The sequence below is a fragment of the Mesorhizobium sp. C416B genome (genome assembly GCF_030323165.1).
Taxonomy (GTDB): Bacteria; Pseudomonadota; Alphaproteobacteria; order Rhizobiales; family Rhizobiaceae; genus Mesorhizobium.
The window spans coordinates 4,942,262-4,966,055 of the sequence record NZ_CP100471.1 but is presented as its reverse complement, the minus strand read 5'-3'; the positions used below and the strand labels follow the sequence as shown (position 1 = coordinate 4,966,055).

Genomic DNA, 23,794 nt, shown 5'->3' with positions numbered 1-23,794 from the left:
CTGCAAACTGTGGTGCCTCAAAGCTTCCAGCCCGAATGCAGGGCGGCAATGCCGCCGGAATAGTTGCGGAACGACACGCGCTCGAAGCCCGCGCGGGTGATCATGGCAGCAAAGTTCTGCTGATTGGGAAATTTGCGGATCGATTCGACCAGGTAGGAATAGGGTTCGCCCTCGCCCGTCACCATCTTGCCGATCTGCGGAATGGCGTTGAACGACCAGGCTTCGTAGACCTTGTCCAGCAGCGGCATCTCGACCTCGGAAAACTCCAGGCACAGGAACCGTCCGCCGGGCTTCAGCACGCGAAAGGCTTCCGTCAGCGCGACATCGATGCGCGGCACGTTTCGGATGCCGAATGCGATGGTGTAGGCGTCAAAGGTGCTATCGGTGAAAGGCAGTTCCTCGGCATTGGCCTCGACGAAATCGGTGTTGCCGGACAGGCCCTTTTTCTCCCCGCGGTCACGGCCGACGCTGAGCATCGAGCCGTTGATGTCGAGCACCGTGGCATGCGTGTTGCCATGGCTGGCGTCTACAATGCGGAAGGCGATGTCGCCGGTGCCGCCCGCCACGTCAAGCACTTTCCAGCCCGGACGTTTCGGCGGATTGAGCCATGTCACCATGGCATCCTTCCACAGCCGGTGCAGCCCGGCCGACATCAGGTCGTTCATCAGGTCGTAGCGGTTCGCCACCTTGTGGAAAACCTCATTGACCAGAGGCTGCTTGTCGCCTGGCCCTACCTTCTTGAAACCATAGGAGGTTTCCATGCCGCCCGCGGCCGTGGTTCTCTCAACTGACATTATTTTGATCCGTCATAAAACCGGCGGGACCATAGCCGATCGATGGTGCGGGCGCTATTGTTTAAGGCGCGGTGTTCGGCCGCGCTTCCAGGTGGTGGGCTTACGGCCTGGACTGATGAGACGGGATAACTGCATGCCTTTGAAAGCGGAACTGCACTGCCACATCGAGGGGGCAGCGGCGCCCGAACTCGTCGTCCGCCAGGCGCAGAAATACGGCAAGGACACCTCGCTTTATATCCAGAACGGCTCGTTCGTCTGGCACGACTTCACCTCTTTCCTCGCGGCTTACGACTTTTCCGCCGACCTGTTCCGCTCCGAGGAGGATTATGCCCGCCTCGCCGACCATTATCTGACCAGCCTTGCCCGCGACGGCGCCATCTATTCCGAAGTCTTCACCTCGCCCGACCATGCCGTCAGGGCCGGCCTGTCGCCCAAGGCCTACACCGATGCGCTCGGCGAAGGCATGCTGCGCGCCAAAGCCAAGACCGGCATAGAGGGCCGCATGATCGTCACCGGCGTACGCCATGTCGGCGTCGAATCGATCGAGCAGGCGGCGCGTTTTGCGGCGCGCTGCGGAAATCCGCTGGTCACCGGCTTCGGCGTCGCCGGCGATGAACGCATGGGCGAGATGGAGGATTATGTCAGGGCCTTCGAGATCGCCCGTGAAGCCGGCCTCGGCATCACCATCCATGCCGGCGAGTTGACCGGCTGGGAGACGGTGCAGGCCGCACTCGACCACATCCGCCCCTCGCGCATCGGCCATGGCGTGCGCGCCATCGAAAATCCCGACCTGGTGCGCCGCATCGCCGATGAGGGCATCGTGCTGGAATGCTGCCCCGGCTCCAACATCGCGCTCAAAGTCTACGACAGTTTCGCCGATCACCCTTTGCCTGCCCTGCAGGCGGCCGGCTGCAAGGTGACGCTGAACTCCGACGACCCACCCTATTTCTGGACCTCGCTGAAGCGCGAATACGACATCGCCGCCGAGCATTTCTCCATGAATGAAAAAGCTTTGACCGCCGTCACCAGGACGGCGATCGAAGCGGCTTTCGTCGACAGGAAGACGAAAAGCGCGCTGCTTGCCCGGCTCGATGCGAAGAGCTGACTGGTGACTGGTGACTGGTGACTGGTGATTGGTTTGCCGGCGGTTCGGCCTGTCAACGGCAATGATCGATCCATCGGGACTCGCAAACCTGCTCACTATTCACTATTCACTATTCACCATTCACTGGAGCAACCCATGCAGGGCGTCACCGTCGTCGACCACCCGCTTGTCCAGCACAAGCTGACCATCATGCGCAAGAAGGAGACGTCGACCGCCGGCTTCCGGCGACTGCTGCGCGAGATCTCGCTGCTGCTCGGCTACGAGGTCACCCGCAACCTCGAACTGACGACGACGACCATCGAAACCCCGATGGAAACCATGGAAGCGCCGACGCTGGAAGGCAAGAAGCTGGTCTTCGCCTCGGTGCTGCGCGCCGGCAATGGCCTGCTCGAAGGCCTGCTCGACCTGGTCCCGGCGGCCCGCGTCGCCCATGTCGGCCTCTACCGCGATCACGAAACGCTGGACGCGGTGGAATATTTCTTCAAGGCGCCGAGCGATCTCGCCGACCGGCTGGTGATCGTCGTCGATCCGATGCTGGCGACCGCGAACTCGGCCATCGCGGCCATCGACAAGCTGAAGGAGCGCGGAGCCACCAACATCCGCTTCCTTTGCCTGCTGGCGGCGCCAGAAGGCATCGAGCGCTTCACCAAGGCGCATCCGGATGTCCCGGTCTTTACCGCTTCCATCGACCGCCAGCTCAACGAGAAGGGCTACATCATGCCCGGCCTCGGCGATGCCGGCGACCGCATGTACGGAACCAAATGACAGCGGCTGGCAAGGCCAGCTGGCATCCAGTCGTTTACCGCCCGTTTACGCAAAGCCGCGGTTTCGGGTTGGCGTTAAAGCGGCAAACACCATGTGCGCACGAGAATGGGCTTTCACGAAGGTCCGTTCATGCTGCGCAAGCTTCTCATTCTGGGCGTGTTCGCCGGAACGTCGGCATCGATCCCGATCGTCTATCAGTCGAACCCGCAGATTCTCGACAACCTGTTGAAGTCGACCGTCGCCGGCAAGGCGCAACCGCAGCCCGAGCTGAGCCTCGCCTCGGTTCCCGACAAGCCGGCCGCACCGCTGCCCACCGGCCGCAAGGTCCTGGTGGCGGCCGACGAGCGCGGCCATTTCACCTCCGCCTTCAAGCTCAACGGCCGCCAGGTCGACGGCATGATCGACACCGGCGCCACGTTGGTCGCCATCAACACCTCGACGGCGCGCCGCATCGGCATCTCGCTCAACCCGTCGGATTTCAGCCATCAGGTCAACACCGCCAATGGCGCGATCAGGGCCGCTGTGGTCAACATCGACCGCCTGCAGATCGGCAAGATCAGCGTCGACAACATCCAGGCCGTGGTCCTCGACGACAAGGCGCTGCGCACCAACCTGATCGGCATGAGCTTTTTGCAGCGGCTGACAAAATACCAGGTCGAAAACGGCACACTGTTGCTGGTGCAGTAGCGCCTTCCGCTACCCGCGCGGCAGCACGCGCCGGATGACAGTCTTGTCGGCGGCTGGTTTCGACGCCCCGATCGTATAGGCCGAAAGCACGGCGGCTGCGGCCGCTTCGGCCTCCGCTTGCGTGCGGGCGTGGACGAGCGCCAGCGGCTCGCCGGTCCGCACCTCGGCGCCGAGCGGCAGCAGCCTGGTGATGCCGACCGCATGGTCGATCCTGTCGTCCGGCCGCGTACGCCCGCCACCGAGCCCGACCACGGCAAGGCCGATATCGCGGGTGGCAATGCCGGTGGCAAAGCCGTTACCTGCCGCCTTGACCGCAAACTCCACCGCCGCTTTCGGCAGATATTTTTCCGGCTTCTCGACGAAATCGGCGGGACCACCAAGGGCTGCGACCATACGTGCGAAGGCGGCCGCCGCGCGGCCGCCGGCCAGCGTCTCGGCCGCGCGCCTGAGACCGTCCTGATTGGACGACGCCAGCCCTGCCGATTGCAGCATCTCGGCGGCCAGCGCCAGCGTCACATCCTCCAGTCGCTTGTCGCGGAGCCTCCCGGTGAGGAAATCGACGGCGTTGCGCACCTCGACCGCGTTGCCGGCCGCCGACGCCAGCGGCTCGTTCATGCCGGTGACCAGCGCCGAGGCTTTCAGGCCGGCGCCGTTGGCGATCTCGACCAGGCTGTTGGCAAGTGCTGTCGCGTCGCGCGACTTCTCCATGAAGGCGCCATTGCCGACCTTGACGTCGAGCACCAGCGACTGCAGGCCGGCCGCGAGTTTCTTCGACAGGATAGAGGCAGTGATCAGCGGCACCGATTCCACCGTTCCGGTCACATCGCGGATCGCATAGAGCCGACGGTCGGCGGGCGCGAGATCGGCGGTCTGGCCGATGATGGCACAGCCGGTCTCGAGCACCGTCTTGCGGAAGCGCGCGATATCCGGCTGGCTGATATAGCCCGGGATGGCATCCATCTTGTCCAGCGTGCCGCCGGTATGGCCAAGGCCCCTGCCGGATATCATCGGCACATAGGCGCCGCAAGCGGCGACGATCGGCGCCAGCATCAGCGAGACATTATCGCCGACGCCGCCGGTCGAATGTTTGTCGGTGACGGGACCCGGCAGGTCGGACCAGTCGAGCACATCGCCGGAATCGCGCATCGCCAGTGTCAGCGCCACCGCCTCGTCGCGGTTCATGCCGTTGAAGAACACTGCCATGGCAAAGGCGCCGACCTGACCGTCCGAGACGCTGCCCGAAGTCACGCCGGCGACAAAGGCCGAAATCTCCTGCGCCGACAGTTTCTGGCCATCGCGCTTGCGGCGGATGATTTCCTGGGGAAGCATCAGGTGCCCTTTGGCTCCGGCAACCCATCCTGGAACACATGCGCAAAGATCGTCGCCAGCCGTGCGCCGCCGATCGGCGCCATGTCCTTGGTCTCCTGGTGCGACAGTTCCGCCCCGGTCATCCCGGCGGCGAGATTGGTGATCACCGAACAGGCGGCTACGCGAAGCCCAAGGAAGCGGGCGAGAATGACCTCCGGCACGGTCGACATCCCTACCGCATTGGCGCCCATGACGCGCGCCATGCGGATTTCAGCAGGGGTTTCGAAGCACGGACCGGAAAACCACATATAGACGCCCTTGTGCAGCGCCGTCCCTGTCGCCTTCGCCGCCCGTTCGATCGCCGCGCGCAGGCCGGCATCATAGGCTTCGGTCAGGCCGACGAAGCGGCGGTCGCTAGGCTCGCCGATCAGCGGGTTGGAGCCGGAGAAATTGATGTGGTCGGTGATCAGCATCACCGATCCTGGCAGCATGTCGGGATCGACCGAGCCGGCGGCATTGGTAAGGATCAGCTTGGTGATGCCGATGCCGGCAAGCACCTCCAGCGCCGGCCGCATTGCAGCAGCAACGCCGTGCTCGTAGTAATGGGCGCGGCCGGACAGCATCAGCACCGGCGTGCCGGCGAAAAGCCCCGCGACCACCTCGCCGGCATGGCCAGTCACCCCGCTGCGGGGGAAACCCGGCAGGTCGGCATAAGAGATGCGCACGGCATTTTCGACCTGGTCGACAAGCCCGCCAAGGCCCGACCCCAGCACCATCGCCGTTGTCGGCGCCAACCCGTCCAGCCTTTCAACGAGGTGGTCCAGAGCTTCCTTCATATCAGCCAACTCTCACTTCAAAATGTCGCCACGAAACCCGTAGGGCAGCATGTCGCCCATCGTCACGGTCTCGACCACGCCGGTGTTGTCGCAAAGATAGAGCTTCGTGTCCGGCCGGCAGAACTCCGCCAGCCTTTGCCGGCAGCCGCCACAGGGCGAGCATTTGGCCATGCGCGAGGCAATGACGGCGATCTCGACGATCTTGCCGCCGCCGCCCATGATGTAATGGCCGAGCGCCGTGGTCTCGGCGCACCAGCCTTCCGGATAGGACGCGACCTCGATGTTGGCGCCGGTGAAGACACGGCCGTCCTCGGTGCGCAACGCCGCACCCACCGGAAACTTCGAATAGGGCGCGTAGGCCTTGGCCATGGCCTCCTGCGCGGCTTCGAACAGATCATGCGACATCTAGACGTTCTCTCCGACGATCGTGGTCAAAACCCGGCGCTTTGCGTTTTCGTGGCGCCTTTCGAGCACCGGGCCGCATGTTCGGCTCAGTGCTCCTGGGCGCCCGGATCAACGTTCCTTGACATAAGGCACGCCGCCGGCGCGCGGCGGGATCGCCTTGCCGATGAAGCCGGCAAGCAGGATCACGGTCAGCACATAGGGCAGCGCCTGCATGAACTGCACCGGCACCTTGCCGATCAACGGCAGCGGCGAACCCTGCAGGCGGATCGCCGCCGCGTCGAGGAAGCCGAACAGAAGACAGGCGAACATGGCGTTGACCGGCCGCCATTTGGCGAAGATCAGCGCCGCCAGTGCGATGTAGCCCTTGCCCGCGGTCATGTCCTTCACGAAGCCGCCATTCTGCACCATCGAGAGGTAGGCGCCGGCAATGCCGGTCAGCACTCCGGTGCAGATCAGCGCCCGGTAGCGTAGCCAGGCGACCGAGATGCCGGCGGTGTCGACGGCGGCCGGGTTCTCGCCGACGGCGCGCAGGCGCAGGCCGAAGCGGGTGCGAAACAACACCCACCAGGTGAACGGCACCATGGCGAAAGCGAGATAGACCAGAATCGAATGGCCAGAGAGCAGCTCGGAATAGATCGGCCCTATGATCGGCACGTCGTGGATCGCGGCAGCACCAGGCAGAGTGATGGCCTCGAAACGCTCGCCCGGCTGCAGCGCCGGCGTTCGCCCGCCCTGCTGGAACCAGGCTTGGCCCAGAATGATGGTCGAGCCGGCGGCGACGAAGTTGATTGCCACACCGGAGACGATCTGGTTGCCGCGATGGGTGATCGAGGCGAAGCCGTGCACCAGGGCAAACGCGACCGACATCACGATCGCCATGCCGAGACCGAGGAAGGCCGAATGGAAGACCGAAGCGGCGGCCGCACCTGCAAAGGCGCCGACCAGCATCTTGCCTTCCAGCCCGATGTCGAAAACGCCTGCGCGTTCCGAATAGAGGCCGGCAAGGCAAGCGAGCAGCAACGGCACCGACAGGCGTATGGTCGAGTCCAGGATCTGCACGATGGCGATGAAGACGTCCATCTCAGGCGCCCTTCCCTTTGACCGCTTCGATGCCGACCGACCTTGGACTGAACGAGGCGAACAGCGCCTGGACGTAGGGCCGGAACATGTGCTCCAGCGCACCGGCAAACAGGATGACCAGGCCCTGGATGATGACGATCATGTCGCGGGAAATCGCCGGCATTTCGAAGGCGAGTTCGGCGCCGCCCTGGTAGAGCATGCCAAACAGGATCGCCGCCAGCACGATGCCGACCGGATGCAGACGGCCCATCAGCGCCACGGCGATGCCGACGAAGCCGGCGCCGGAGACGAAATCGATCGCCACATTGTGCTGGTCGCCCATCACCGGGTTCAGCGTCATCATGCCGGCCAGCGCGCCCGAAATCATCATCGCGATGATGATGATGCGGGTCTCCGAAATGCCGGCATAGCGCGCCGCTTTCGGGCTGTGGCCATAGGTGCGCATCTCGTAGCCGAGCTTGGTGCGCCAGATCAGCAGCCAGACCAGGAATGCCATGAGCAGCGCCAGCAGGAAGCAGATGTTGAACGGCGCCGAGCGGATCTTGGCGCCGAACAGTTCGATGATCCAGTTGAGTTTGGGCAGTTCGGCGCCGGCGAGGAAGTTGCGCGTCTGCGGCGCCTGCGACGCCGCCGGCTTCAACGGCCCGACCAGGAGGTAGACCATGATCGAGGCTGCGATGAAGTTGAACATGATGGTCGTGATGACGATGTGCGACCCGCGCTTGGCCTGCAGATAGGCCGGGATCAGCGCCCACAGCGCACCGACGGCGGCTCCGGCGACGATCGCCAGCGGAAAGGTCAGCCACCACGGCAGCACAGTGTCGAAGGCGAGGCAGACCACGCCCACGCCAAGGCCGGCAATATAGGCCTGGCCCTCGGTCCCGATGTTGAACAGGCCGCAATGCGCGGCCACCGCCACCGACAGGCCGGTGAAGATGAAGGTGGTGGCATAGAACAGCGTGAAGGCAATGCCGGTTCCCTTGCCGAAAGCGCCCTCGACCAGGATGACGGCGGCACGAAACGGGTTTTCGCCGACCAGCATGACGACGAAACCGGCAACGATGAAAGCCACTGACAGATTGATCAGCGGGATCAGCCCATAATCGGCCCAGGCCGGCAGTTTGGCGTAAGGCGTGCTCACTCTGCCGCCTCCTGGCGATCGACGCCTGCCATCAGCAGGCCAAGCTCGCCTTCGGTCGCCTCCGGGCCACGTTCGCCGACGATGCGCCCGGCAAACATCACCAGGATGCGGTCCGACAGCGAACGGATCTCGTCGAGCTCGACCGACACCACCAGCACCGCCTTGCCCTGGTCGCGCATGGCAATCAGCCGCTTGTGGATGAATTCTATGGCGCCGACATCGACGCCGCGCGTCGGCTGGCCGACGATTAGAACACCGGGATCCTGCTCCATTTCTCGCGCCAGCACGATCTTCTGCTGGTTGCCGCCGGAGAAATTCGCCGTCTTCAGACGCGGATTGCCGGGACGGATGTCGTATTTCTCGATCTTGTCCTTGGCATCGGTCATGATGGCGTCGATGTTGAGGAACGGCCCTTTGAGGTAGCGCGGGTCGTCATGGTAGCCGAGGATCGAATTCTCGTTCTCCTCGAAGGCCAGCACCAGGCCGACATGATGGCGGTCCTCCGGCACATGGGCGAGCCCACGGTCGCGCAACTCGCCGGGATCGGCGGCCCCGGTCAGGTCGATCGGCTTGCCATCGAGCATCACCGAGCCGGAAACCGCGCGCCTGATGCCGGAAATCGCCTCGAGCAGTTCGGACTGGCCGTTGCCGGCGACACCGGCAATGCCGACGATCTCGCCGGCGTGGATATCGAAGGAGATGTCGTCGACCATGGTGACGCCGCGCTGGTCTTTCACCGTCAGGTTCTTGACCGCGAGCTTGACCGCGCCGGCCTCCGTCTCGCCCTTTTCGACCCGCAGCAGCACGCGCCGTCCGACCATCAGTTCGGCCAGTTCGCCGACTGTCGTCTTGCTGGTCTCGCGCGTCGCCACCATCGTGCCCTGGCGCATGACCGAGACATTGTCGGTGATGGCCATGATCTCGCGCAGCTTGTGGGTAATCAGCACCACCGTTTTCCCCTGGTCCTTCAATTGCCTGAGGATGCGGAACAGATGGTCGGCCTCGGCCGGCGTCAACACGCCCGTCGGCTCGTCGAGAATCAGGATTTCGGCACCGCGATAAAGCGCCTTGAGGATTTCCACACGCTGCTGCAGGCCGACCGGCAATTCCTCGATGATGGCGTCGGGATCGACTTCCAGCCCGTATTCGCGCTCGAGCCGCTCCAGTTCGGAGCGCGCCTTGGCGATGCTCTTTTTCAACAGCGCATCGCTTTCGGCGCCGAGGATGATGTTTTCCAGCACGGTGAAATTGTCGACCAGCATAAAGTGCTGATGCACCATGCCGATGCCGAGCGCGATGGCGTCGTTGGAGGTCTTGATCGACGCCGGCTTGCCGCCGACGCGGATCTCGCCGCTGTCGGCCTGATAGAAGCCATAGAGGATCGACATCAGCGTCGACTTGCCGGCGCCGTTCTCGCCGACGATGCCGTGGATGGTGCCGCGTGCGATCTCCAGATTGATGTCGCGATTGGCGCGAACGGCGCCAAAACTCTTGTTGATGCCGATCAGTTCGATTGCGGCTTGCGCCATGCAGCCTGTCCCACTCTTATTTTTTTATCGCTTGGTCAAAACGCCTAGCATGATGCCCCACCCGTGCCAATTGGCGGCGCAGTGGCCACTCTCGACAAATCCCGGTGCGCTTGTCAATTTCGAACGTGGCCGCAGACCTTCACATTCACTAATATGCAAGGCTCAACAGTCGCATCATGCTGCAACTGCGTGCACCAGGACCTGGGGAGTTTCGAATGATCATGCCTGTCGACCGGCTGACGACGCTGGAAATCCGCGCCGCCGAGCAGGAAAAGACCATCGAGGAACTGTCGGGCCAGATCGCCGAACAGTGGACGGCGATCGAACGCATGCAGCGCAAGCTCGATGCCCTGACCGGGCGCTTCATGGCTCTGGAGGAACAATCGGGACCCGACGTGCCGATAACCAAACCGCCGCACTGGTAGCAAGGAGAAGCCTATGGCCGGTGAAAGCGATCGCGTTGCGCGGGCGGGCGATTATGTACTTGGCCTGATGAACGATCGCAACCGCGAACGTGCCGAGCGCGACCTGGAGATCGATCCCGCCTTCCGCGACACGGTGATGCGGCTGGCCGAGCGCATGCATGTCTTCGACCGTGGTCCGCCATCGGGCGGCAGCGATCGCTGGCGGCTGATTTCGCAACGCATCGCCGAACTGCCGCAGATGCGTGTGGTCGGCCAGGGCGAAGCGAAGCCGGTGATCGGCAGGCTGGAGCGGAAGCCCTATGGCGTCGGCGTGCATTCGCTCGGTGGCCGACGCGGCTTCGCTATCGCCATTGCGCTGATGGTGGTGTTTGCGCTGGGTTATCTCTTGGGCTTGTTGTCGACCGGCGGTGCGCTTCTGCCCTGACGTCCAAGGCAATCGCATATGGACTCTTGCGAAGAAGGACCCGCAACGCCGGAACTGCCGATCTCCCCCCTTGCGGGGGAGATGGCCGGCAGGCCAGAGGGGGGTGTGAAGGATCGCCAACCTGAATGGCTCCAGAATGAACCGTAATTGGCTGTTAGGCCGAGGGACAGCACCCCCCTCTGCCTTGCCAGGCATCTCCCCCGCAAGGGGGGAGATCGGACGTCGCCGAGACCTCCGCCAATCCTCAACATCCTTTAAAGCCCTCAAACAAAACCGCCGGGCTTTCACCCGGCGGTTCGTAAGCGAATTCTTATCAATCAATACGGGCAGGCGTTGTCGGCGGTGTAGTCGTGCACCTGGATCGTGCCGGCGATGATGTCGGCCTTGGCCTTTTCGACGGCAGCCTTCATTTCGTCGGTGACCAGCGCCTTGTTGTTGTCGTCCATGGCGTAGTCGACGCCGCCCTCCTTGAGGCCGAGATTTTGCAGGCCGCCTTTGAAGGTGCCGTTCTTGCCGTCCATGAAGGCGGTGTAGACGGCCACGTCGACGCGCTTCAGCATTGAGGTCAGCACCTTGCCGGGCTGCAGGCCGTTCTGGTTGGAATCGACGCCGATGCCGAGCTTGCCGGCATCCGCCGCCGCCTGCAGCACGCCGACGCCGGTACCGCCGGCCGCGGCATAGACCACGTCGGAGCCCTGGTCGATCTGTGTCTTGGCGATCTCGCCGCCCTTGGCCGGATCGTTCCACGCCGCGGGCGTGTCACCGGTCATGTTCTGGATGACATCGGTCGCACCGGCCGCCTTGGCGCCGCCGACATAGCCGCATTCGAACTTGCGGATCAGCGGAATGTCCATGCCGCCGATGAAGGACACCTTCTTGGACTTCGAGGCCATCGCCGCCAGGATGCCGACGAGATAGGAGCCTTCGTTTTCCTTGAACACAAGCGAGCGGACATTGGGCATATCGACGGCATCGTCGATGATGGCGAAGTTGAGATCGGGATATTCCTTCGCGACCACCTTCAGCGCATCCTCCCAGGCAAACCCGGCCATGACGATCGGGTTGCGGCCGTCCTCGGCGAAGCGGCGCAGCGCCTGCTCGCGTTGCGAGGCGTTCGACACTTCGAACTCGACATAGGCGGTGCCGGTCTCGGTCTTGAACTTTTCGGCGCCGTGATAGGCAGCCTCGTTGAAGGATTTGTCGAACTTGCCGCCGAGATCGTAGAGGATGGCCGGCTGGACATCCGCGGCGAAAGCCGGAAGAACCATTGCGGTTGCGGCCAGGAGGCCGAGAACGATACGTTTCATGTGATCCACACCCTGTCGGTTATTTTTTTCCGTTACGCGCCGTCCGCCTGCCCGGTTCTCCGGCAGGCATGCGGCATCAGCCAGGAGTGTACTCCCCTCCCGCTCAAGGCAATCTGGCACGGCCCGAAACAAAATTCACGCGGAATTTTGACCTTTTGGAAAAGCATGCCCCCCGTTGGAAAAACATGCCCAATGCGGTGACAGCTGTGGACGATTGCCGCGTTGTCGTCGCAAGTCCGCTGGGACAACCCATCAGCCCGGCGCGAATTCTCCGCCGCGCCGCCGGCGCCGGTAGCCGATCGCATAGAGGATGAAGGCAAGCACCGCGAACACGGCAAACCCCGGCTGGGCAAGCACCCAGGCGATGCCGCCATCCCATATCATCGGATTGACCTTGGCGCGCACGAAGGTCTCGAAGGCCGCGCGGGTGTCGGGCGAAACCGCCAGCCAGCTCGAATTCAGCGGCGTCATGACCAATGTGGAAGCCGCCACCGAGCGCGTCGCGTCGAGCACGGCCATGATGACGGCGACCGAGAGTGCGATCATGGCCGCGAGGCGAAACAAAAAACGCAACATCGAAATCTTCCCCGGTCCCCAAGTTCCTCCCGAGGACCTTCCGGTCAAAGGCGAGGAATAGAACGCGCACGCCCGGCGTGCAATCGCCATACGCGAATTTGAAGCCTATCGCCCGCCTATATGGCCACCTTTCGGCTCCGCCGATGGACGAGCCAGACGCCGAGGACGGCGCCGCCAATGGCCCCGACCACCAGCCCGGCAAGGCCGATGAACACCGCGAAGTAGCCGCAGCCGCCTTCGAAACAGCTGATGTCGGTGGCTTCGGCGATCCCCGCGCCGAGCGCGAAGCCGGCGACAGTGCCGACGACGGCGCCGAGGGTGATGCCGGCCAGCGCGGCGACGATCGAACTAAAGGCTGACGGTGCCTGCGCTTCCGGCCTTGCATAAAAGGCCTTGGCCTCGTCGCGGCGGCGCAGCAGGTAAATGCAAAACAGGCCGATGACGATTTCGGTGGCGGCGATCGCAAGCTCCCTGGCGGAGACGGTGAAATCGGGCACGGTCAGCGCATAGACCTGCTCGGCCAGCCGCCAGGCGATAGTGGTGATCTGCCAGATGGTGAAATGACGCGGAAAGCGCGCGGAACGGCTTAAGGCGAGGCCGAGCAGATAAAGCCCCCACACGATGGTGACGATGTCGAAGGCCAGTCCGCCAAGCACGAAATAGAAGACCCTGTCCGGCAGGCCGGAACTCTCGAACAGCCACCGCGCCGAGACCAGCCAGTAGACCGACCATGCCATCACGAAGAGGAGCCAGACCACGGGCACGAAGGACAGCCCGCTGTCCGGACGCCCTGCGGGCGTCAGCCCGCCTGGCATGCCTCCGGCCGGCGTTCCGCTGGCCGGCTGTTCATTGCTCGATGTCATGTCTGGACGTTGCCCCCGCAAAGCCTCCGCCGCACTCGACAGGTGGCGAGGGGCGAAGTCAAGCGCGGCCGGCCCTGCCGCCTTGCCCGTGCACACCATTCAGAACCGAAGCGCCTTAGAAGCGGAGCCGTTCAACGCCCCGCGAAACGATGCATGGCCGGCAAAGCGAATAGACTGCCGTTATGGCTTGGCATTCGGCGCCGGATCGACTAGATGAGCCCCGCGCCTGTTTGATTGACGGGCGCCGGGAAGGGCATCCGCTGGTTGGCGGTGTCCATCAAGCGGGTCTTCCCGCAAATCCCAAAGGGATGCATCTCCCCAACCCGCGTGGCAAAACCGGCCGGCGCGAATGCAAGGACGGAGAGGTGGCCGAGTGGTTGAAGGCGCACGCCTGGAAAGTGTGTTTACGGGAGACCGTAACGCGGGTTCGAATCCCGCTCTCTCCGCCATTTGTCAAAAATAACGAAATCAAATCAATACGTTAGAAAAACGTCGACCATGGCCCCACATTCCTACCCACATAGGAATATTTTCCTATTCTTATATATAAGTGCCCCGATGATTGCTTAGGCTCCTTGAGTGCAAATTCAGGTCCCTGTCCGGGCGCTCGTACTATTCCAGAATTCCGCTGATGAGGTGGGTTGGCACGCTTGGCCATATCTTGATAGCGCGTGCATACGTCTGGTCGTCATGGTGAAACATCGGCCGCAGGTCTTTTATGAAGCGCGGTTCGTATAGTCCGAACTCGCTTGCCTCCCAAGCCTGTCCGATGGAGCTCACCACGCAATCGGCAATCTGCAACCCGCGCAACTCTTCGTTCGGCTTGATGAAGATGCCCTTGTTGCGGAGGAAGCTCCACTCCATCCGGTCCTCCTTCACGAACGGGCTGGAGATGACGCGTTCAAGGTACTCGTTTAGGTTTTCGACGGTCAGTCCGCGCCGGCTCGACAGGTACACGTGCATTTCATCGTACATGCCATGATCGCGACACCAAATCGTAGCCTTTTCCAGCAAGAAGCGGAGAGCATAGAAATACAGAAAGTAGCGTTTACGGAAATTATCAGGCTTCAGGATGCCGGGCTTGTAGATGGCTACGGCCATCGCTCGCAACCCGGTGTCCCGCATCGCGTCAATGAAGCCGAGACGGACGTTATGGCTCGCCTTCTGAAAATGGAAATGCCAGTTTGGCGCTCGGTGCTTTGATTTGAACGCGTCATAAGCAAGTTTCGTAGCCTCAAAGACGATGTGATCGCGCTGTATGGCGCCGCCGACTATCAACCAGTCTGATGAGGTAGGGCTAAACCCCTCTTCTCCGCTTTCATCGACATAGAGAACTGCCATGCCAGAAACCTCAAAAGACGAGGACCAGGAAAGGGACGACGAGGTTTTGCGTCGCCTGTTGAAGACCCCTCCCGATCAGAATACCGGGAAGGGAAAAGCCCGCCGCGCCAGATGGCATCAAGGACAGTGAGGGAGTGCCAAGAGATTGTTAGGTTCAACGCCGTCCGAGTCGGTTTTTAGATACTTTCGGCCGTTTCTCGTGTGCACATTGATCCAGACAGAATTGCCCGCTGTATCTACCGTCCAGAATTTGTCGCCTCCCTCGATAAGCGTGATTAGCTGGTCAATGGTTCTATACCACTGGGTGTCGCCCTTCCCTCCCAGCCCCTGGAGGCGGCGGTCTGGATCGTTGTTGTCGGGTTTGTGGCAATTGACTTGGAATGTTCCTGCCATTGGTGTTTTTCCTGTTTAGGGCCACAGGATGGCTTGACCGACTCACCGAGGAGCTTATTTTGGTGTTCGTTCTCATGTGCCTAGCCGTCCTGTGGCTTGGTTGCATTGGCGGCGGTGATTCGGGAAAAATCACCGCCGTTTGCATTCGGACAGACAGAGGACATGGCTAGCAACCCCTAAATGTCTCTATGCCCGGTTTCCACAGGCATAATTCTTGCGAAGTAGAATAAGCGCTTTCTGTTTAGGCGAGACTGGCCTTGAGCAACCCGACGATGGATCAAACAGTTATCGCGCGTCTTGCGCAGATAATCTTTTGGCGCGTCCACATCCGAGATTATCAAAGCTGCGCGGCGATTGTACCGGAAGTCAAGGTCGGCCAAGTAGCGATGCAAGTAGGCCAGCCGTGGCACTGATAGACACCAACCCTGCTGCGCTCTGACACTCAGAGAGATCTTTGCATGTCAGGTGTTAATATGGTCCCTACGCATTGCGTACCGGCTATAGCAAAGGCTCGTCCTGAAGCGGCGGCACGGAGCTGGTGAGCCATGCTTATCGCCGCGCGATAAAGCCATACGAGACTCCCGACCCGGACGCGCTACTAGGCAGGTGAAAAGCCATACGTTTCGCGGCGCGAAACAACCATACCAGACTCCTCGCCAGCCCTGATGCGAGCGAGGGGGTGAGCCATACATTCCACATTATGGAATACCCATACCAGCGGCTGATCGCACGCGCGACCGCAGCAACCGACTCCTCAGATGTTTCCGAGCGGACGACTCTAAGCGAACGCAGTAGCGCGGGCCTCTTCTCGCAGTTGTTCGTGAGCAGTGAGGGCGTGTCGCGCCGCGACATATCCATACACCAGCCTCCCATCGTGGTTCTGCGACCAGGTTATTCGACAGATATCCCTATCAGGACTGGCGGGCGGGCTCCTCTGAAACAGGACTCCTCGCGAACTTCCGCTTTCGAGCCAGACATCTGCTGCAATCAGCGTTAAGACTCGTCGCATTTCTTACGCGGAAAAGACTCCTCAAAATTGTTCCCGGCGGGCGACTCGGTAAGACTATTGCATTTCGGGAAAGCTTTCCCATCATGGTTGTTACATCAAATGTAACTCGCCCGTTTTGGTGCCGAATTAGCTACAGAGCGAGCCATACATCTTCAACATAAACGATCAGGAGAATGACAATGGAATACGAAACACCGGAAGAGACTAAACTTTTGAAGCAGGTAGCAATTGTATTCGCTGAATGTAAGGCGGCAGGGATCGAATATGAGGAAGTTTTAGCCGCCATTAATGCCGCATACGGTGGGATCAAAAGGCCCCGCACCGTAACGTCTAAGGAAGACCAAAAAGCGCATATGAGCGTCAACCGCGCAGAGGCCATGGTTAACCGCCGCAGGGACGCCATCATACTCGCCGGTATGACTGGTGCACAAGTTCGTCTTGCAAAGAAGTTAGCCGACGAAAATTGAACAAACCCGCCAAACAGTTTCAAAGCTAAGACTTATGCTGCGATATATATTCATATATCCCAGCATTTAGGTATGGCTGCACAATAAACTTGGAATCTAATGATTCCGATTGCGTCACCGGCGTTGGCCGGATATATTTACCGGTCCCGATCGCAATAAATCGCAATACACTTCGATGAGATGATCTGGATATAAATCAAATTTGGAGACTTGTAAAATGAAAACATTTCTGAGGCGCCCGGAAGTTCAACGAGTGACCGGACTTAGTACGAGTAGTTTGTACGAGCGAATGCAAGCTGGCGACTTCCCAAAACCTATCCGGATAGGCCCGAAGGCAGTCGCCTGGGACGAAGCGGAAATAGCCGAATGGCAAGAGCGCTGCCTCGCCAATCGCGACAAAGCAGCAGCTTAAAGAGGGAAGCACGATGATGTCAGACAAAAACAGCCACTCGGCCCTCACAGATCCTGACGACTTTTATACGCGGCCTGCGCCGAAGGGCGACAACGTTATGCCATTCGCTGGGGAGCAATGGCGGGGCGAGATGGCCGAGATGCACAAGCGCGACCAGGCACGACAGTTCGAAAGCGAGCGAGTTGCACGAGAACTGCTGGCACTGGCCGCTAACGCGCCCGACGATTTCGCCGCCTTCGTGTATTCGTATCCAGTAATTGCCGCGTATTTGCTGCCGGTATTCGAGAAGGCTTTCGCCAATGTCGAAGGCTAAGCAACGCAGGGTAACCGATAAGGAGGCCCGGCGCATTCTTGGCCGGCTTCGACTCAAAGACGGTGATTTGGGCGGACAGGTGCTAGCCGCATCGAACAACGTCCTCGCCCAGATGAAGGCGCTCATGTGGTTGTCGGAGGCATGGCCTGAAGTGGAGGCGACCTTGCGACCGCTTTTCATGCTCCATCATGCGGAGTGGATGGCCCAGTTCGAGGTCTCGAAGCGCGTTTCGTTCCGCACGTTGTTCCAATGGGCGCAAGCGCTGACCACCACGATGCGCATTATGGGGATGCCACCCACGTCCGAACTGTTGGCCGCACAAGCCATGGCTAGTGCGCTGGCTGAGGCCGAGCTTCGACGGCGCGGGTTCTTCGGTGAAGGCGCTGAGCTTGAATTGGTGTGACGTGCCGCCCCACCGGGAAAGGCCGCTGAGTGTTTCGGCGCTGGCGGATTTCGCCCTTTCCGTAATCGTAATCGTCTGGATCGTGCTGACCTGAAAGGAGTCAGAAGATGGGCATCGTGATTTCAATTGACGAAGTGCGGGCGAAGAGGGCGGAGCGACAGCAGCTCCTCGATCCGCGCGTTGACAAATCATTCGTAGCGGCGTGGCAGGCGACCTTTGAAGCTCTTGAGCTTGTCGAGACGATCCCCCTGCCAAAGGCGGCGCGAGCACGGGAACTGCTGCTGCGGGGGCTGGAAGTGATGCTTGAACGCGAGACTAGGAGGCTCGGACAATGGGCGAACTGATGCCGATTTTGGATGGGTTCGAATTCAACGTGGTCGGTGAGATCACTGCCGACGAAATGGCGGCCATGACTGCGGAGGATTGGGCACAGATAGACGCTTGGGAAAAAGCGCAGGGAAAACTGTCGACCGCGCAGAGCGTATCGCTGGTGCAAATGTTCGCCGCCCAACTTGCGATCAAGCAAGGGAAGGACGGGGGTGGCAGTCCCTCGAAGGAATTTAGCCGGACGAAAAATTCGAACGGCACCGCGCCCTCGTTGGAAAACGCGAAGCTGGCCATCCAGAAGCTCGGCATCGTCTTTCGCTACAACCTTTTTTCGCAGCGAGTGACCGTCGAGGGCCATGACCGGCTAGGGGTGTCGATGGATGACATCGTGCTTCAGTTGAGGAACGTCGTGCTTGAACGGCTCGGCTTTGATCCTGAGCCCCACCACACCCGAGACGCCATCCGCATATTGGCGCTGCAGAACTCGTTCGATCCGGTGCGGGAATATCTGGACGTGCTCGTCCCCAAAGCGGGCGTCAACTGCTTGGACACATGGCTCACCGATTGTCTGGGCGCGGAGGACAACGAACTTACGAGGGCGTTTGGGCGGGCGGTGCTGATCGCCGCTGTTCGACGGGTCAGGCGGCCCGGAAGTAAATTCGATTTCGTGCTTGTGCTGGAAGGGCCGCAGGGCGGGGGCAAGTCGAGCGCGCTGAAAATCCTGGCCGGGGGCGAGGAGTACTTCAGCGATGAGATCGTGCTTGGCGTCTCGTACAAAGAACAGCAGGAGTTGCTCCAGGGAAAATGGATCGTAGAGCTTCCCGAACTCGCGGGTTTGAAAGCCTCCGACATTAGGGGGCTGAAGCAGTTCGTGTCCAAAACCCACGACCGGGCGCGACCGGCGTTCGGGCGCTCGGTGGAGGAAATGCCGAGGCGGGGCGTTATGATAGGCACGACGAACGATGCTGAATACTTGCGGGACATGACGGGGAACCGGAGGTTCTGGCCTGTCGTCGTTGGGAAGATCGATCTGCCAAAACTCCGGGAAATTCGGGACCAACTGTGGGCCGAGGCGGCGGCGGCGGAACTGGAGGCCGACGATCCCATAACCATTCCGGAAAGTTTGTGGGCTGCGGCGGCAGAACGGCAAGCCGAGCGGGTAGCGGGTGACCCATGGGAAACAATTTTGGCGGACGAGTTGCCAGCCTACGCAACGCAAGTGGGCGGGGAGTTGCGGATCGCCACGCAAACAGTGATTGAGAAGGTGATGAAGCTGGACATGCGCGAGGCGAGGCGCGGTGACACGGCCCGGCTGGCCGAATGCATGCGGCGCCTGGGGTGGACCGGTCCGAAGGTACTTTGGCTCAATGGTGCTGATGTCCGGGGCTACGCGAAGTCGGTGGCGGGATGAGCGGGGATGGTATGGCTGTTTTCCCCGCAATGGCCATGCTTTGCCCGGTCACCCTACACACCCTACACCCTACACGTAGGGTCGGAACGGTTTGTCCGGCGTATGTCATGTTTCCCATCGGTTCCATTTTGATGTGTAGGAGCCAGTAGGGTGTAGGGAATCCATAATTCCATTGATTTAAAACGATAATTTGGTGCAATGCACCCTACGCCCACCCTACACCCTACGGTTCCGGCCCGGAAAGAGAAGGCAAAAATGACCGAAAGTGAAACTCTCAGCCCGGCGCTGCAAAAACTACTCGGCATCATGACCTCGCCAGACGTCCCAGTCGATCGATCGATCGAGGCAGCAAAGGCAATCATCGAGTATGAGGCTCCGCCCGAGGTGTTCGAACTCACCTACCAATTCTTGATGGGCGTGGCGAATGACCCCAAGGCCGATGTTGGACTCCAACTGGAAGCGCTGAAGCTCATTCGGAAGGTCGAGGCGCGCCGCGTGTCACCCGGCACGACGAAGGGCGTGGACCCGATGGATGGGCTGGGCAAGCGGCTTGAAGAGGCGAGACTGCGGGCGGAGGCGAGGCGGAAGCTAGTCAACTGACCAGGCGGCTTAGCGAGGCATCGAGAAGATTTCCAGACTAACCGGACCACCCTTGTTGCAGCTTGTGCAAAACAATGCCCGTTCCACCGAGCTAAAAAGCGCCCCCTTCCCGTACCGCCGGATGAGTGCCTCCGGCTTCACCGGGGCATGATGGGAGCAGTTCTTGCACCACGCTCGCAGCGTGTGCCAGCTTCGCAGATCACCGAGCGCAACGTCCAGGCCGGCATGAATGCTACCGTCCACGATGGTCTCAGGCGGAATGGTCGTCTCTCCGGGCGTGAGGATTTTTTCCATCACATGCCGGCTGTTGTAATGAACTAGAAGCGCGCCCGGCCTTCGGCGAATGGCAGCCTGCCACGCAGCTTGACTTACCGATGAATCCGGCGAGCGGTTGATGGTCTCTGCGAGTTCCTTTTCCTCGCGATCCCAAACCTCAATCCGAAAGTTGTCCTCGGCTGTTTTTCCCATAGCTCCGCAAGCCGAACGCAAGGCGCCAGGCTCCATTTCCTCGATCTGCTGATGCATCTGCATACGGAACAAATTCCTAGCCGGTCAATGCCGGCTTGACATTTTTGTTCCTATTTTGTTCACTGTAGCAAATGAGCGACGAAATCAGACTGCCAAGCCCTGGTCACATCACTGCGTTCAGAAACTACGGCTTTGGGGCTTCAAACAGGGTTGCGATCCGTGCTTCGGAAAGGCGCTCTTTGCCATCCAGCTTCACAATCTCACGCAACGTGATGAGGTCACAATCGCTTTTGGCTTGCGCAACTAAATTATCGATCGTGGCCTGCTCATTGACCGGTAGAAACGAGGCAAGTTCAAATCCGGCCCTGGTCAGGTTGTAGCCCTGAAGCTGAACATCACGACCCAGCTTGATGTGGAATTCTACGAATTTTCCTTCGACTCTTTGACCCACGCACGGATTGTCATCGGTTCGGTTAAGTTTCTTTGAGACCCCCATCCCACCAGCCGCGTCCACTAGACCAGCAGCATCTAGTTCATCAATTCTAGGCATGGGCTTGGCCAGTTTCAGAATATTCTTATTTTCCGCGACTTCGGAGCTTAACATTGTCTTCCCCAATCGACGTGTTGCGAACTCTTGGAACACAGAAGCAGTTTCACGATCCAGCTCGGAAGCGATCCGGAGGGTTCGCAGTGAGAACGCGCCGGGCTTCCTGATCTCCCCAGCAAGTATGCGGCCCCACAGCTTGCGCATATTTTCGCTGGTGGCCTTCTCGGCATAGCCTTCGAAGAAATTCAACCAATCATCGTCAACGTCTGCGCTTGTGCCGTGATCGATCGTCGGTCCTGTATGATCCTCGATGGCGGCCTCAAAGGCTGAAGACGTGAGTTCCTCAAAGGCCTCGAGTGCAACGTGGGCAACGTTCCGCTTCTTCGGATCGAGTTGCGCCATGAGGCGAGCGGCCTCATGTGCTGACATGCCCCTCTTTTCTATATCTCTGACACCGGCATTTACCGCCGCTTCGATCAACCGCCGCTGACCTTCAGTGACGGCCTCTGTCAACACAGGCTTGCGTTCCAGATCGGGGGTCCAGCGCCCAAAGATAGCGCCTACTAAGCGGTCAAATACTGAGACGGTTCGAAGATTGGTGGAACCTGTCACACCTCGATCAGTCAATTCAAAAGAAATATCGAGCCTGCCCTCATCACTCTTTTCGGTCATTGGTCCCCATCCCATCATTTGGTGCTGAGCATAGTGGAGTGGTGAGGCGCCATTCAATAAGGTCGTCTTGCAATTCGGGTTCGCTGCATAACGTGCTGACAACAAATAGCAGGAGACAAGCTAAGCTGTCGCTACGATTCATCCGCAGTGGGTCGCTAGATAGTCCGACGCTTCCAGCGCGGCCGCAAAGTCAGCATTCTTTAGCTCTGCCGAAGTCTTCTGCGAGGCGTTTTGCACGTTAGCGTCAATCACGCATAGCAGTTGATGAATGGCTTGTAATTGCTGTGGCTTTGTGAACTGAACCGTTCGTTCCGGATATCCAGGCTTGAGGCTGCGAAGTCCCCGGGCAGCAGATATTAGGCCCTTTGCCGCCTCTGCGAAATCCACGAATGCGTCCGAGACGGGGGAGCCAATGTAGGTCGAGCCCTGTTCGCCCCCCTTGCCGACCAGAATAGCGGCACCTCGGATATCATTCACTCGTCGGAGAACTCCTGCCATCTGAGTGTCAATAAGCTTATCGATCTCGGCGGCCTGGAGAATAGCAGTCTGCGCGCCAATGAAACGCGCTTGCATCCGAGCTTCTTCCGCTTGCTGTTTTGCAACCTCGCGGTTCTGGCGAAACTCCTCCCTGGTTAGGCGCAATTCTTCGCGCTGAAGCGCAAGTTCCTGCGACTGCACCATGGTAGCAACGAACAGCCAAAGGAACGCGAGTGGCGCGCAAGCGCCTGCGAGGAAGTCGCCAAAGGTGTTTAGCGAGAGGTCGTTATTGGTAATGTGCAGAAAGCCGTCAACTCTGGGATCAAAAAGCACAAATGCGATTAAGGCCGCATAGACCGCTGTGGCGATCCACCCGAAAACCACCCAGCCAGACAACCTTCGGCGCCCAGTCGGCGCGTCGTGGCCCTCCATCTACCCCTCCACTTTGAATCCCTGGGGAGAGCTTACGCCGCATCCCTCAGAATGCGAAACACAGTCGCCCGCCCAATCCCCACCTTGCAATGTCGGTTCATTCCTTCAGCCTCCGGCTTGGTGCTTGATCCGCTGCACAGTGCCGACGCTGACGCGGTGCTTCGCCGCGAGCGCGCGAACGCTGCCTTCATCACAAGCGATTGCCTCTTCCGTCGCCTTAGCAACGCGAGGACGGCCCAGCCTCTTGCCCTTCGCCCGCGCCGAGTTGAGACCCGATTTGACTCGCTCGCTTATCATGGCGCGCTCGAACTCCGCGAACACCCCCATCATTTGAAACATGGCTTTGCCCGCTGGAGTCGTCGTGTCGATGCCCTGCTGGTGGAGGAAGAGATCAACGCGCAGCGCGTGCAGGTCGGAGAGGAAGGCGACAAGGCCCTGAAGTGAGCGGCCCAGCCGGTCGACGCTCCACGCCATCACCACATCGAACCGCCGGCGGGCAGCGTCTTTGCAGAGCGCTTCGAAGGCGGGGCGCTTGGCGCTTGCTCCGCTAACGCCGTGATCGCGGTAGACCTGGACGATTTCCCATCCCGTCCGGCCCGCGACTTCCCGCAATTCGCGCTCTTGTCGGTCGGTAGTTTGCTGGTCGGTGGATACGCGGAGGTAGAGTGCGGCGCGCATGGCGTTCGCCCTTTCCATGATGTGCTAACGATCAACCGGACGGCCCGCTTTCACGAGCCGCCCAGCTGGCATTGGCGATGGCTGTTAGATGGTCAGTTCAAATTCAGTCGCTGCCTTCGCGGCAAGCGATGCCTGATGGGCAGTCCGCGCCTGAGCGTCGAGGCGGTCGCGCTTCGCATTGGGAAGCCCCGTGAAAAGCCCCATGAGGAACTTGTTTCGGTCCTTCGCGTCGGTCTGCTCATACCGGGCCTTGCTCTCCGGGCTGAGTGCATTGCGCACCATCTGACGGATGAACCGGACGTGTGGCTCTTCCGCAGGACCAGCCGTTCGCCCGATCGCGCCCTCAATCAGCCGTTTGCGCTTAGCGTCGAAAGCGGCGCTGGCCGCCTCCTGGCTCTTCGCGCCCGCGTATGCGTCCTGCAGAGATTGAAGCGCGAAGCCCATCAAGTATTCAACCGAAGCGTCTGGAAGGGCTTGGCCGTCCAACGTCCATTTACCCTTTTCAACGGCCAAAGTGGCCTCGCCCAAACTACCGAACTCGCGATGTGAAAACGTGCGCGTAACTTGCATAGCTGTATCTCCGTTCAATGGTGCGGCTG

General features: G+C 60.6%; 29 protein-coding genes, 1 tRNA gene and 1 pseudogene. 13 read left to right on the top strand and 18 right to left on the bottom strand.

Features of this window, described 5'->3' with window-relative positions; genetic code table 11:
• Positions 1 to 17: 17 nt before the first annotated feature.
• Positions 18 to 794 (bottom strand): bifunctional demethylmenaquinone methyltransferase/2-methoxy-6-polyprenyl-1,4-benzoquinol methylase UbiE, encoded by a 777-nt coding sequence (gene ubiE / locus NLY43_RS24280; RefSeq protein WP_023710911.1) that lies wholly within the window; start codon positions 792 to 794, stop codon positions 18 to 20.
• 133 nt (positions 795 to 927) lie between these two features.
• Here ubiE and NLY43_RS24275 point away from each other — a divergent pair, with 133 nt between their 5' ends.
• The 3 genes from NLY43_RS24275 (at position 928) to NLY43_RS24265 (ending at position 3,351) form a co-directional block, all read left to right on the top strand.
• A complete protein-coding gene (locus NLY43_RS24275) occupies positions 928 to 1,899 on the top strand; it encodes an adenosine deaminase (RefSeq protein WP_023710910.1) in 972 nt (323 codons plus the stop codon).
• Between the two features lie 135 nt (positions 1,900 to 2,034).
• A complete protein-coding gene (upp, locus tag NLY43_RS24270) occupies positions 2,035 to 2,664 on the top strand; it encodes a uracil phosphoribosyltransferase (protein ID WP_023710909.1) in 630 nt (209 codons plus the stop codon).
• A gap of 129 nt (positions 2,665 to 2,793) precedes the next feature.
• A complete protein-coding gene (locus tag NLY43_RS24265; protein WP_023710908.1) occupies positions 2,794 to 3,351 on the top strand; it encodes a TIGR02281 family clan AA aspartic protease in 558 nt (185 codons plus the stop codon).
• A 9-nt stretch (positions 3,352 to 3,360) separates the two neighbouring features.
• On the opposite strand, the gene deoA is transcribed toward NLY43_RS24265, so the two are convergent.
• From deoA to NLY43_RS24235, 6 genes are all read right to left on the bottom strand, one after another.
• The gene (gene deoA, locus NLY43_RS24260; protein ID WP_023710907.1) at positions 3,361 to 4,680 is read right to left on the bottom strand and encodes a thymidine phosphorylase; all 1,320 of its coding nucleotides are present in this window, start codon (positions 4,678 to 4,680) and stop codon (positions 3,361 to 3,363) included.
• Positions 4,680 to 5,495 (bottom strand): purine-nucleoside phosphorylase, encoded by an 816-nt coding sequence (locus NLY43_RS24255; protein WP_023710906.1) that lies wholly within the window; start codon positions 5,493 to 5,495, stop codon positions 4,680 to 4,682. The genes deoA and NLY43_RS24255 overlap by 1 nt, the downstream gene beginning before the upstream one ends.
• A 12-nt stretch (positions 5,496 to 5,507) precedes the next feature.
• The gene (gene cdd / locus NLY43_RS24250; RefSeq protein WP_023683183.1) at positions 5,508 to 5,900 is read right to left on the bottom strand and encodes a cytidine deaminase; all 393 of its coding nucleotides are present in this window, start codon (positions 5,898 to 5,900) and stop codon (positions 5,508 to 5,510) included.
• Positions 5,901 to 6,008: 108 nt separating this feature from the next.
• Positions 6,009 to 6,980, bottom strand: a complete 972-nt coding sequence (locus NLY43_RS24245; RefSeq protein WP_023683182.1) for an ABC transporter permease — start codon at positions 6,978 to 6,980, stop codon at positions 6,009 to 6,011.
• 1 nt (position 6,981) lies between these two features.
• The gene (locus NLY43_RS24240) at positions 6,982 to 8,121 is read right to left on the bottom strand and encodes an ABC transporter permease (RefSeq protein WP_023686470.1); all 1,140 of its coding nucleotides are present in this window, start codon (positions 8,119 to 8,121) and stop codon (positions 6,982 to 6,984) included.
• Positions 8,118 to 9,650, bottom strand: coding sequence for an ABC transporter ATP-binding protein (locus tag NLY43_RS24235; RefSeq protein ID WP_023698756.1), 1,533 nt, complete (start codon positions 9,648 to 9,650; stop codon positions 8,118 to 8,120). The genes NLY43_RS24240 and NLY43_RS24235 overlap by 4 nt, the downstream gene beginning before the upstream one ends.
• Positions 9,651 to 9,868: 218 nt before the next feature.
• Here NLY43_RS24235 and NLY43_RS24230 point away from each other — a divergent pair, with 218 nt between their 5' ends.
• Together NLY43_RS24230 and NLY43_RS24225 are read left to right on the top strand one after the other, a co-directional pair.
• Positions 9,869 to 10,075 (top strand): SlyX family protein, encoded by a 207-nt coding sequence (locus NLY43_RS24230; protein ID WP_198024385.1) that lies wholly within the window; start codon positions 9,869 to 9,871, stop codon positions 10,073 to 10,075.
• 13 nt (positions 10,076 to 10,088) lie between these two features.
• Positions 10,089 to 10,499, top strand: a complete 411-nt coding sequence (locus tag NLY43_RS24225; protein WP_023710904.1) for a hypothetical protein — start codon at positions 10,089 to 10,091, stop codon at positions 10,497 to 10,499.
• Between the two features lie 317 nt (positions 10,500 to 10,816).
• Here the strand turns inward: NLY43_RS24225 and NLY43_RS24220 are convergent, their stop codons facing one another.
• From NLY43_RS24220 to NLY43_RS24210, 3 genes are all read right to left on the bottom strand, one after another.
• Positions 10,817 to 11,806: a BMP family lipoprotein gene (locus tag NLY43_RS24220; RefSeq protein WP_023683177.1), complete on the bottom strand. Its 990-nt coding sequence runs from the start codon at positions 11,804 to 11,806 to the stop codon at positions 10,817 to 10,819.
• 252 nt (positions 11,807 to 12,058) lie between these two features.
• The gene (locus NLY43_RS24215; RefSeq protein ID WP_023683176.1) at positions 12,059 to 12,382 is read right to left on the bottom strand and encodes a hypothetical protein; all 324 of its coding nucleotides are present in this window, start codon (positions 12,380 to 12,382) and stop codon (positions 12,059 to 12,061) included.
• A gap of 116 nt (positions 12,383 to 12,498) precedes the next feature.
• On the bottom strand, positions 12,499 to 13,245 hold the full coding sequence (locus NLY43_RS24210) for a hypothetical protein (RefSeq protein ID WP_023710903.1): 747 nt from the start codon (positions 13,243 to 13,245) through the stop codon (positions 12,499 to 12,501).
• 359 nt (positions 13,246 to 13,604) lie between these two features.
• Between NLY43_RS24210 and NLY43_RS24205 the strand changes: the two genes are divergently transcribed.
• A tRNA-Ser gene (locus tag NLY43_RS24205) sits at positions 13,605 to 13,694 on the top strand.
• Positions 13,695 to 13,857: 163 nt separating this feature from the next.
• On the opposite strand, the gene NLY43_RS24200 is transcribed toward NLY43_RS24205, so the two are convergent.
• From NLY43_RS24200 to NLY43_RS24190, 3 genes and pseudogenes are all read right to left on the bottom strand, one after another.
• A complete protein-coding gene (locus NLY43_RS24200; protein ID WP_023710902.1) occupies positions 13,858 to 14,586 on the bottom strand; it encodes a DUF3800 domain-containing protein in 729 nt (242 codons plus the stop codon).
• 117 nt (positions 14,587 to 14,703) lie between these two features.
• Entirely contained in the window at positions 14,704 to 14,979 is a 276-nt protein-coding gene (locus NLY43_RS24195; protein WP_023710901.1) for a DUF3892 domain-containing protein, read from the bottom strand.
• A gap of 325 nt (positions 14,980 to 15,304) precedes the next feature.
• Positions 15,305 to 15,421 (bottom strand): annotated as a pseudogene (locus NLY43_RS24190) (IS1595 family transposase); the annotation flags it as partial.
• Between the two features lie 746 nt (positions 15,422 to 16,167).
• Between NLY43_RS24190 and NLY43_RS24185 the strand changes: the two are divergent.
• The 7 genes from NLY43_RS24185 (at position 16,168) to NLY43_RS24155 (ending at position 19,921) form a co-directional block, all read left to right on the top strand.
• Positions 16,168 to 16,455, top strand: a complete 288-nt coding sequence (locus tag NLY43_RS24185; protein ID WP_023710900.1) for a hypothetical protein — start codon at positions 16,168 to 16,170, stop codon at positions 16,453 to 16,455.
• Positions 16,456 to 16,672: 217 nt separating this feature from the next.
• Complete coding sequence (locus NLY43_RS24180; RefSeq protein ID WP_084561086.1) at positions 16,673 to 16,867, top strand: helix-turn-helix transcriptional regulator; 195 nt, start codon at positions 16,673 to 16,675, stop codon at positions 16,865 to 16,867.
• A gap of 13 nt (positions 16,868 to 16,880) precedes the next feature.
• The gene (locus NLY43_RS24175) at positions 16,881 to 17,180 is read left to right on the top strand and encodes a hypothetical protein (protein ID WP_023710899.1); all 300 of its coding nucleotides are present in this window, start codon (positions 16,881 to 16,883) and stop codon (positions 17,178 to 17,180) included.
• The gene (locus tag NLY43_RS24170; RefSeq protein ID WP_023710898.1) at positions 17,167 to 17,583 is read left to right on the top strand and encodes a hypothetical protein; all 417 of its coding nucleotides are present in this window, start codon (positions 17,167 to 17,169) and stop codon (positions 17,581 to 17,583) included. The genes NLY43_RS24175 and NLY43_RS24170 overlap by 14 nt, the downstream gene beginning before the upstream one ends.
• 107 nt (positions 17,584 to 17,690) lie before the next feature.
• The gene (locus NLY43_RS24165; protein WP_023710897.1) at positions 17,691 to 17,927 is read left to right on the top strand and encodes a hypothetical protein; all 237 of its coding nucleotides are present in this window, start codon (positions 17,691 to 17,693) and stop codon (positions 17,925 to 17,927) included.
• A complete protein-coding gene (locus NLY43_RS24160) occupies positions 17,915 to 19,321 on the top strand; it encodes a virulence-associated E family protein (protein WP_023710896.1) in 1,407 nt (468 codons plus the stop codon). Before NLY43_RS24165 ends, NLY43_RS24160 begins: the two co-directional genes overlap by 13 nt.
• Before the next feature lie 255 nt (positions 19,322 to 19,576).
• Positions 19,577 to 19,921, top strand: coding sequence for a hypothetical protein (locus NLY43_RS24155; RefSeq protein WP_023710895.1), 345 nt, complete (start codon positions 19,577 to 19,579; stop codon positions 19,919 to 19,921).
• Positions 19,922 to 19,930: 9 nt separating this feature from the next.
• On the opposite strand, the gene NLY43_RS24150 is transcribed toward NLY43_RS24155, so the two are convergent.
• From NLY43_RS24150 to NLY43_RS24130, 5 genes are all read right to left on the bottom strand, one after another.
• Positions 19,931 to 20,452 carry a hypothetical protein gene (locus NLY43_RS24150; RefSeq protein ID WP_245263995.1) on the bottom strand — a complete coding sequence of 174 codons (522 nt, stop codon included), beginning with the start codon at positions 20,450 to 20,452 and terminating at the stop codon, positions 19,931 to 19,933.
• 121 nt (positions 20,453 to 20,573) lie between these two features.
• Positions 20,574 to 21,608 (bottom strand): DUF2806 domain-containing protein, encoded by a 1,035-nt coding sequence (locus tag NLY43_RS24145; protein ID WP_198025499.1) that lies wholly within the window; start codon positions 21,606 to 21,608, stop codon positions 20,574 to 20,576.
• A 138-nt stretch (positions 21,609 to 21,746) separates the two neighbouring features.
• Complete coding sequence (locus NLY43_RS24140) at positions 21,747 to 22,517, bottom strand: hypothetical protein (protein ID WP_023710892.1); 771 nt, start codon at positions 22,515 to 22,517, stop codon at positions 21,747 to 21,749.
• Between the two features lie 105 nt (positions 22,518 to 22,622).
• Positions 22,623 to 23,195: a recombinase family protein gene (locus tag NLY43_RS24135; protein ID WP_031215761.1), complete on the bottom strand. Its 573-nt coding sequence runs from the start codon at positions 23,193 to 23,195 to the stop codon at positions 22,623 to 22,625.
• Positions 23,196 to 23,279: 84 nt separating this feature from the next.
• Positions 23,280 to 23,765 carry a hypothetical protein gene (locus tag NLY43_RS24130; RefSeq protein WP_023710890.1) on the bottom strand — a complete coding sequence of 162 codons (486 nt, stop codon included), beginning with the start codon at positions 23,763 to 23,765 and terminating at the stop codon, positions 23,280 to 23,282.
• Positions 23,766 to 23,794 lie beyond the last annotated feature (29 nt).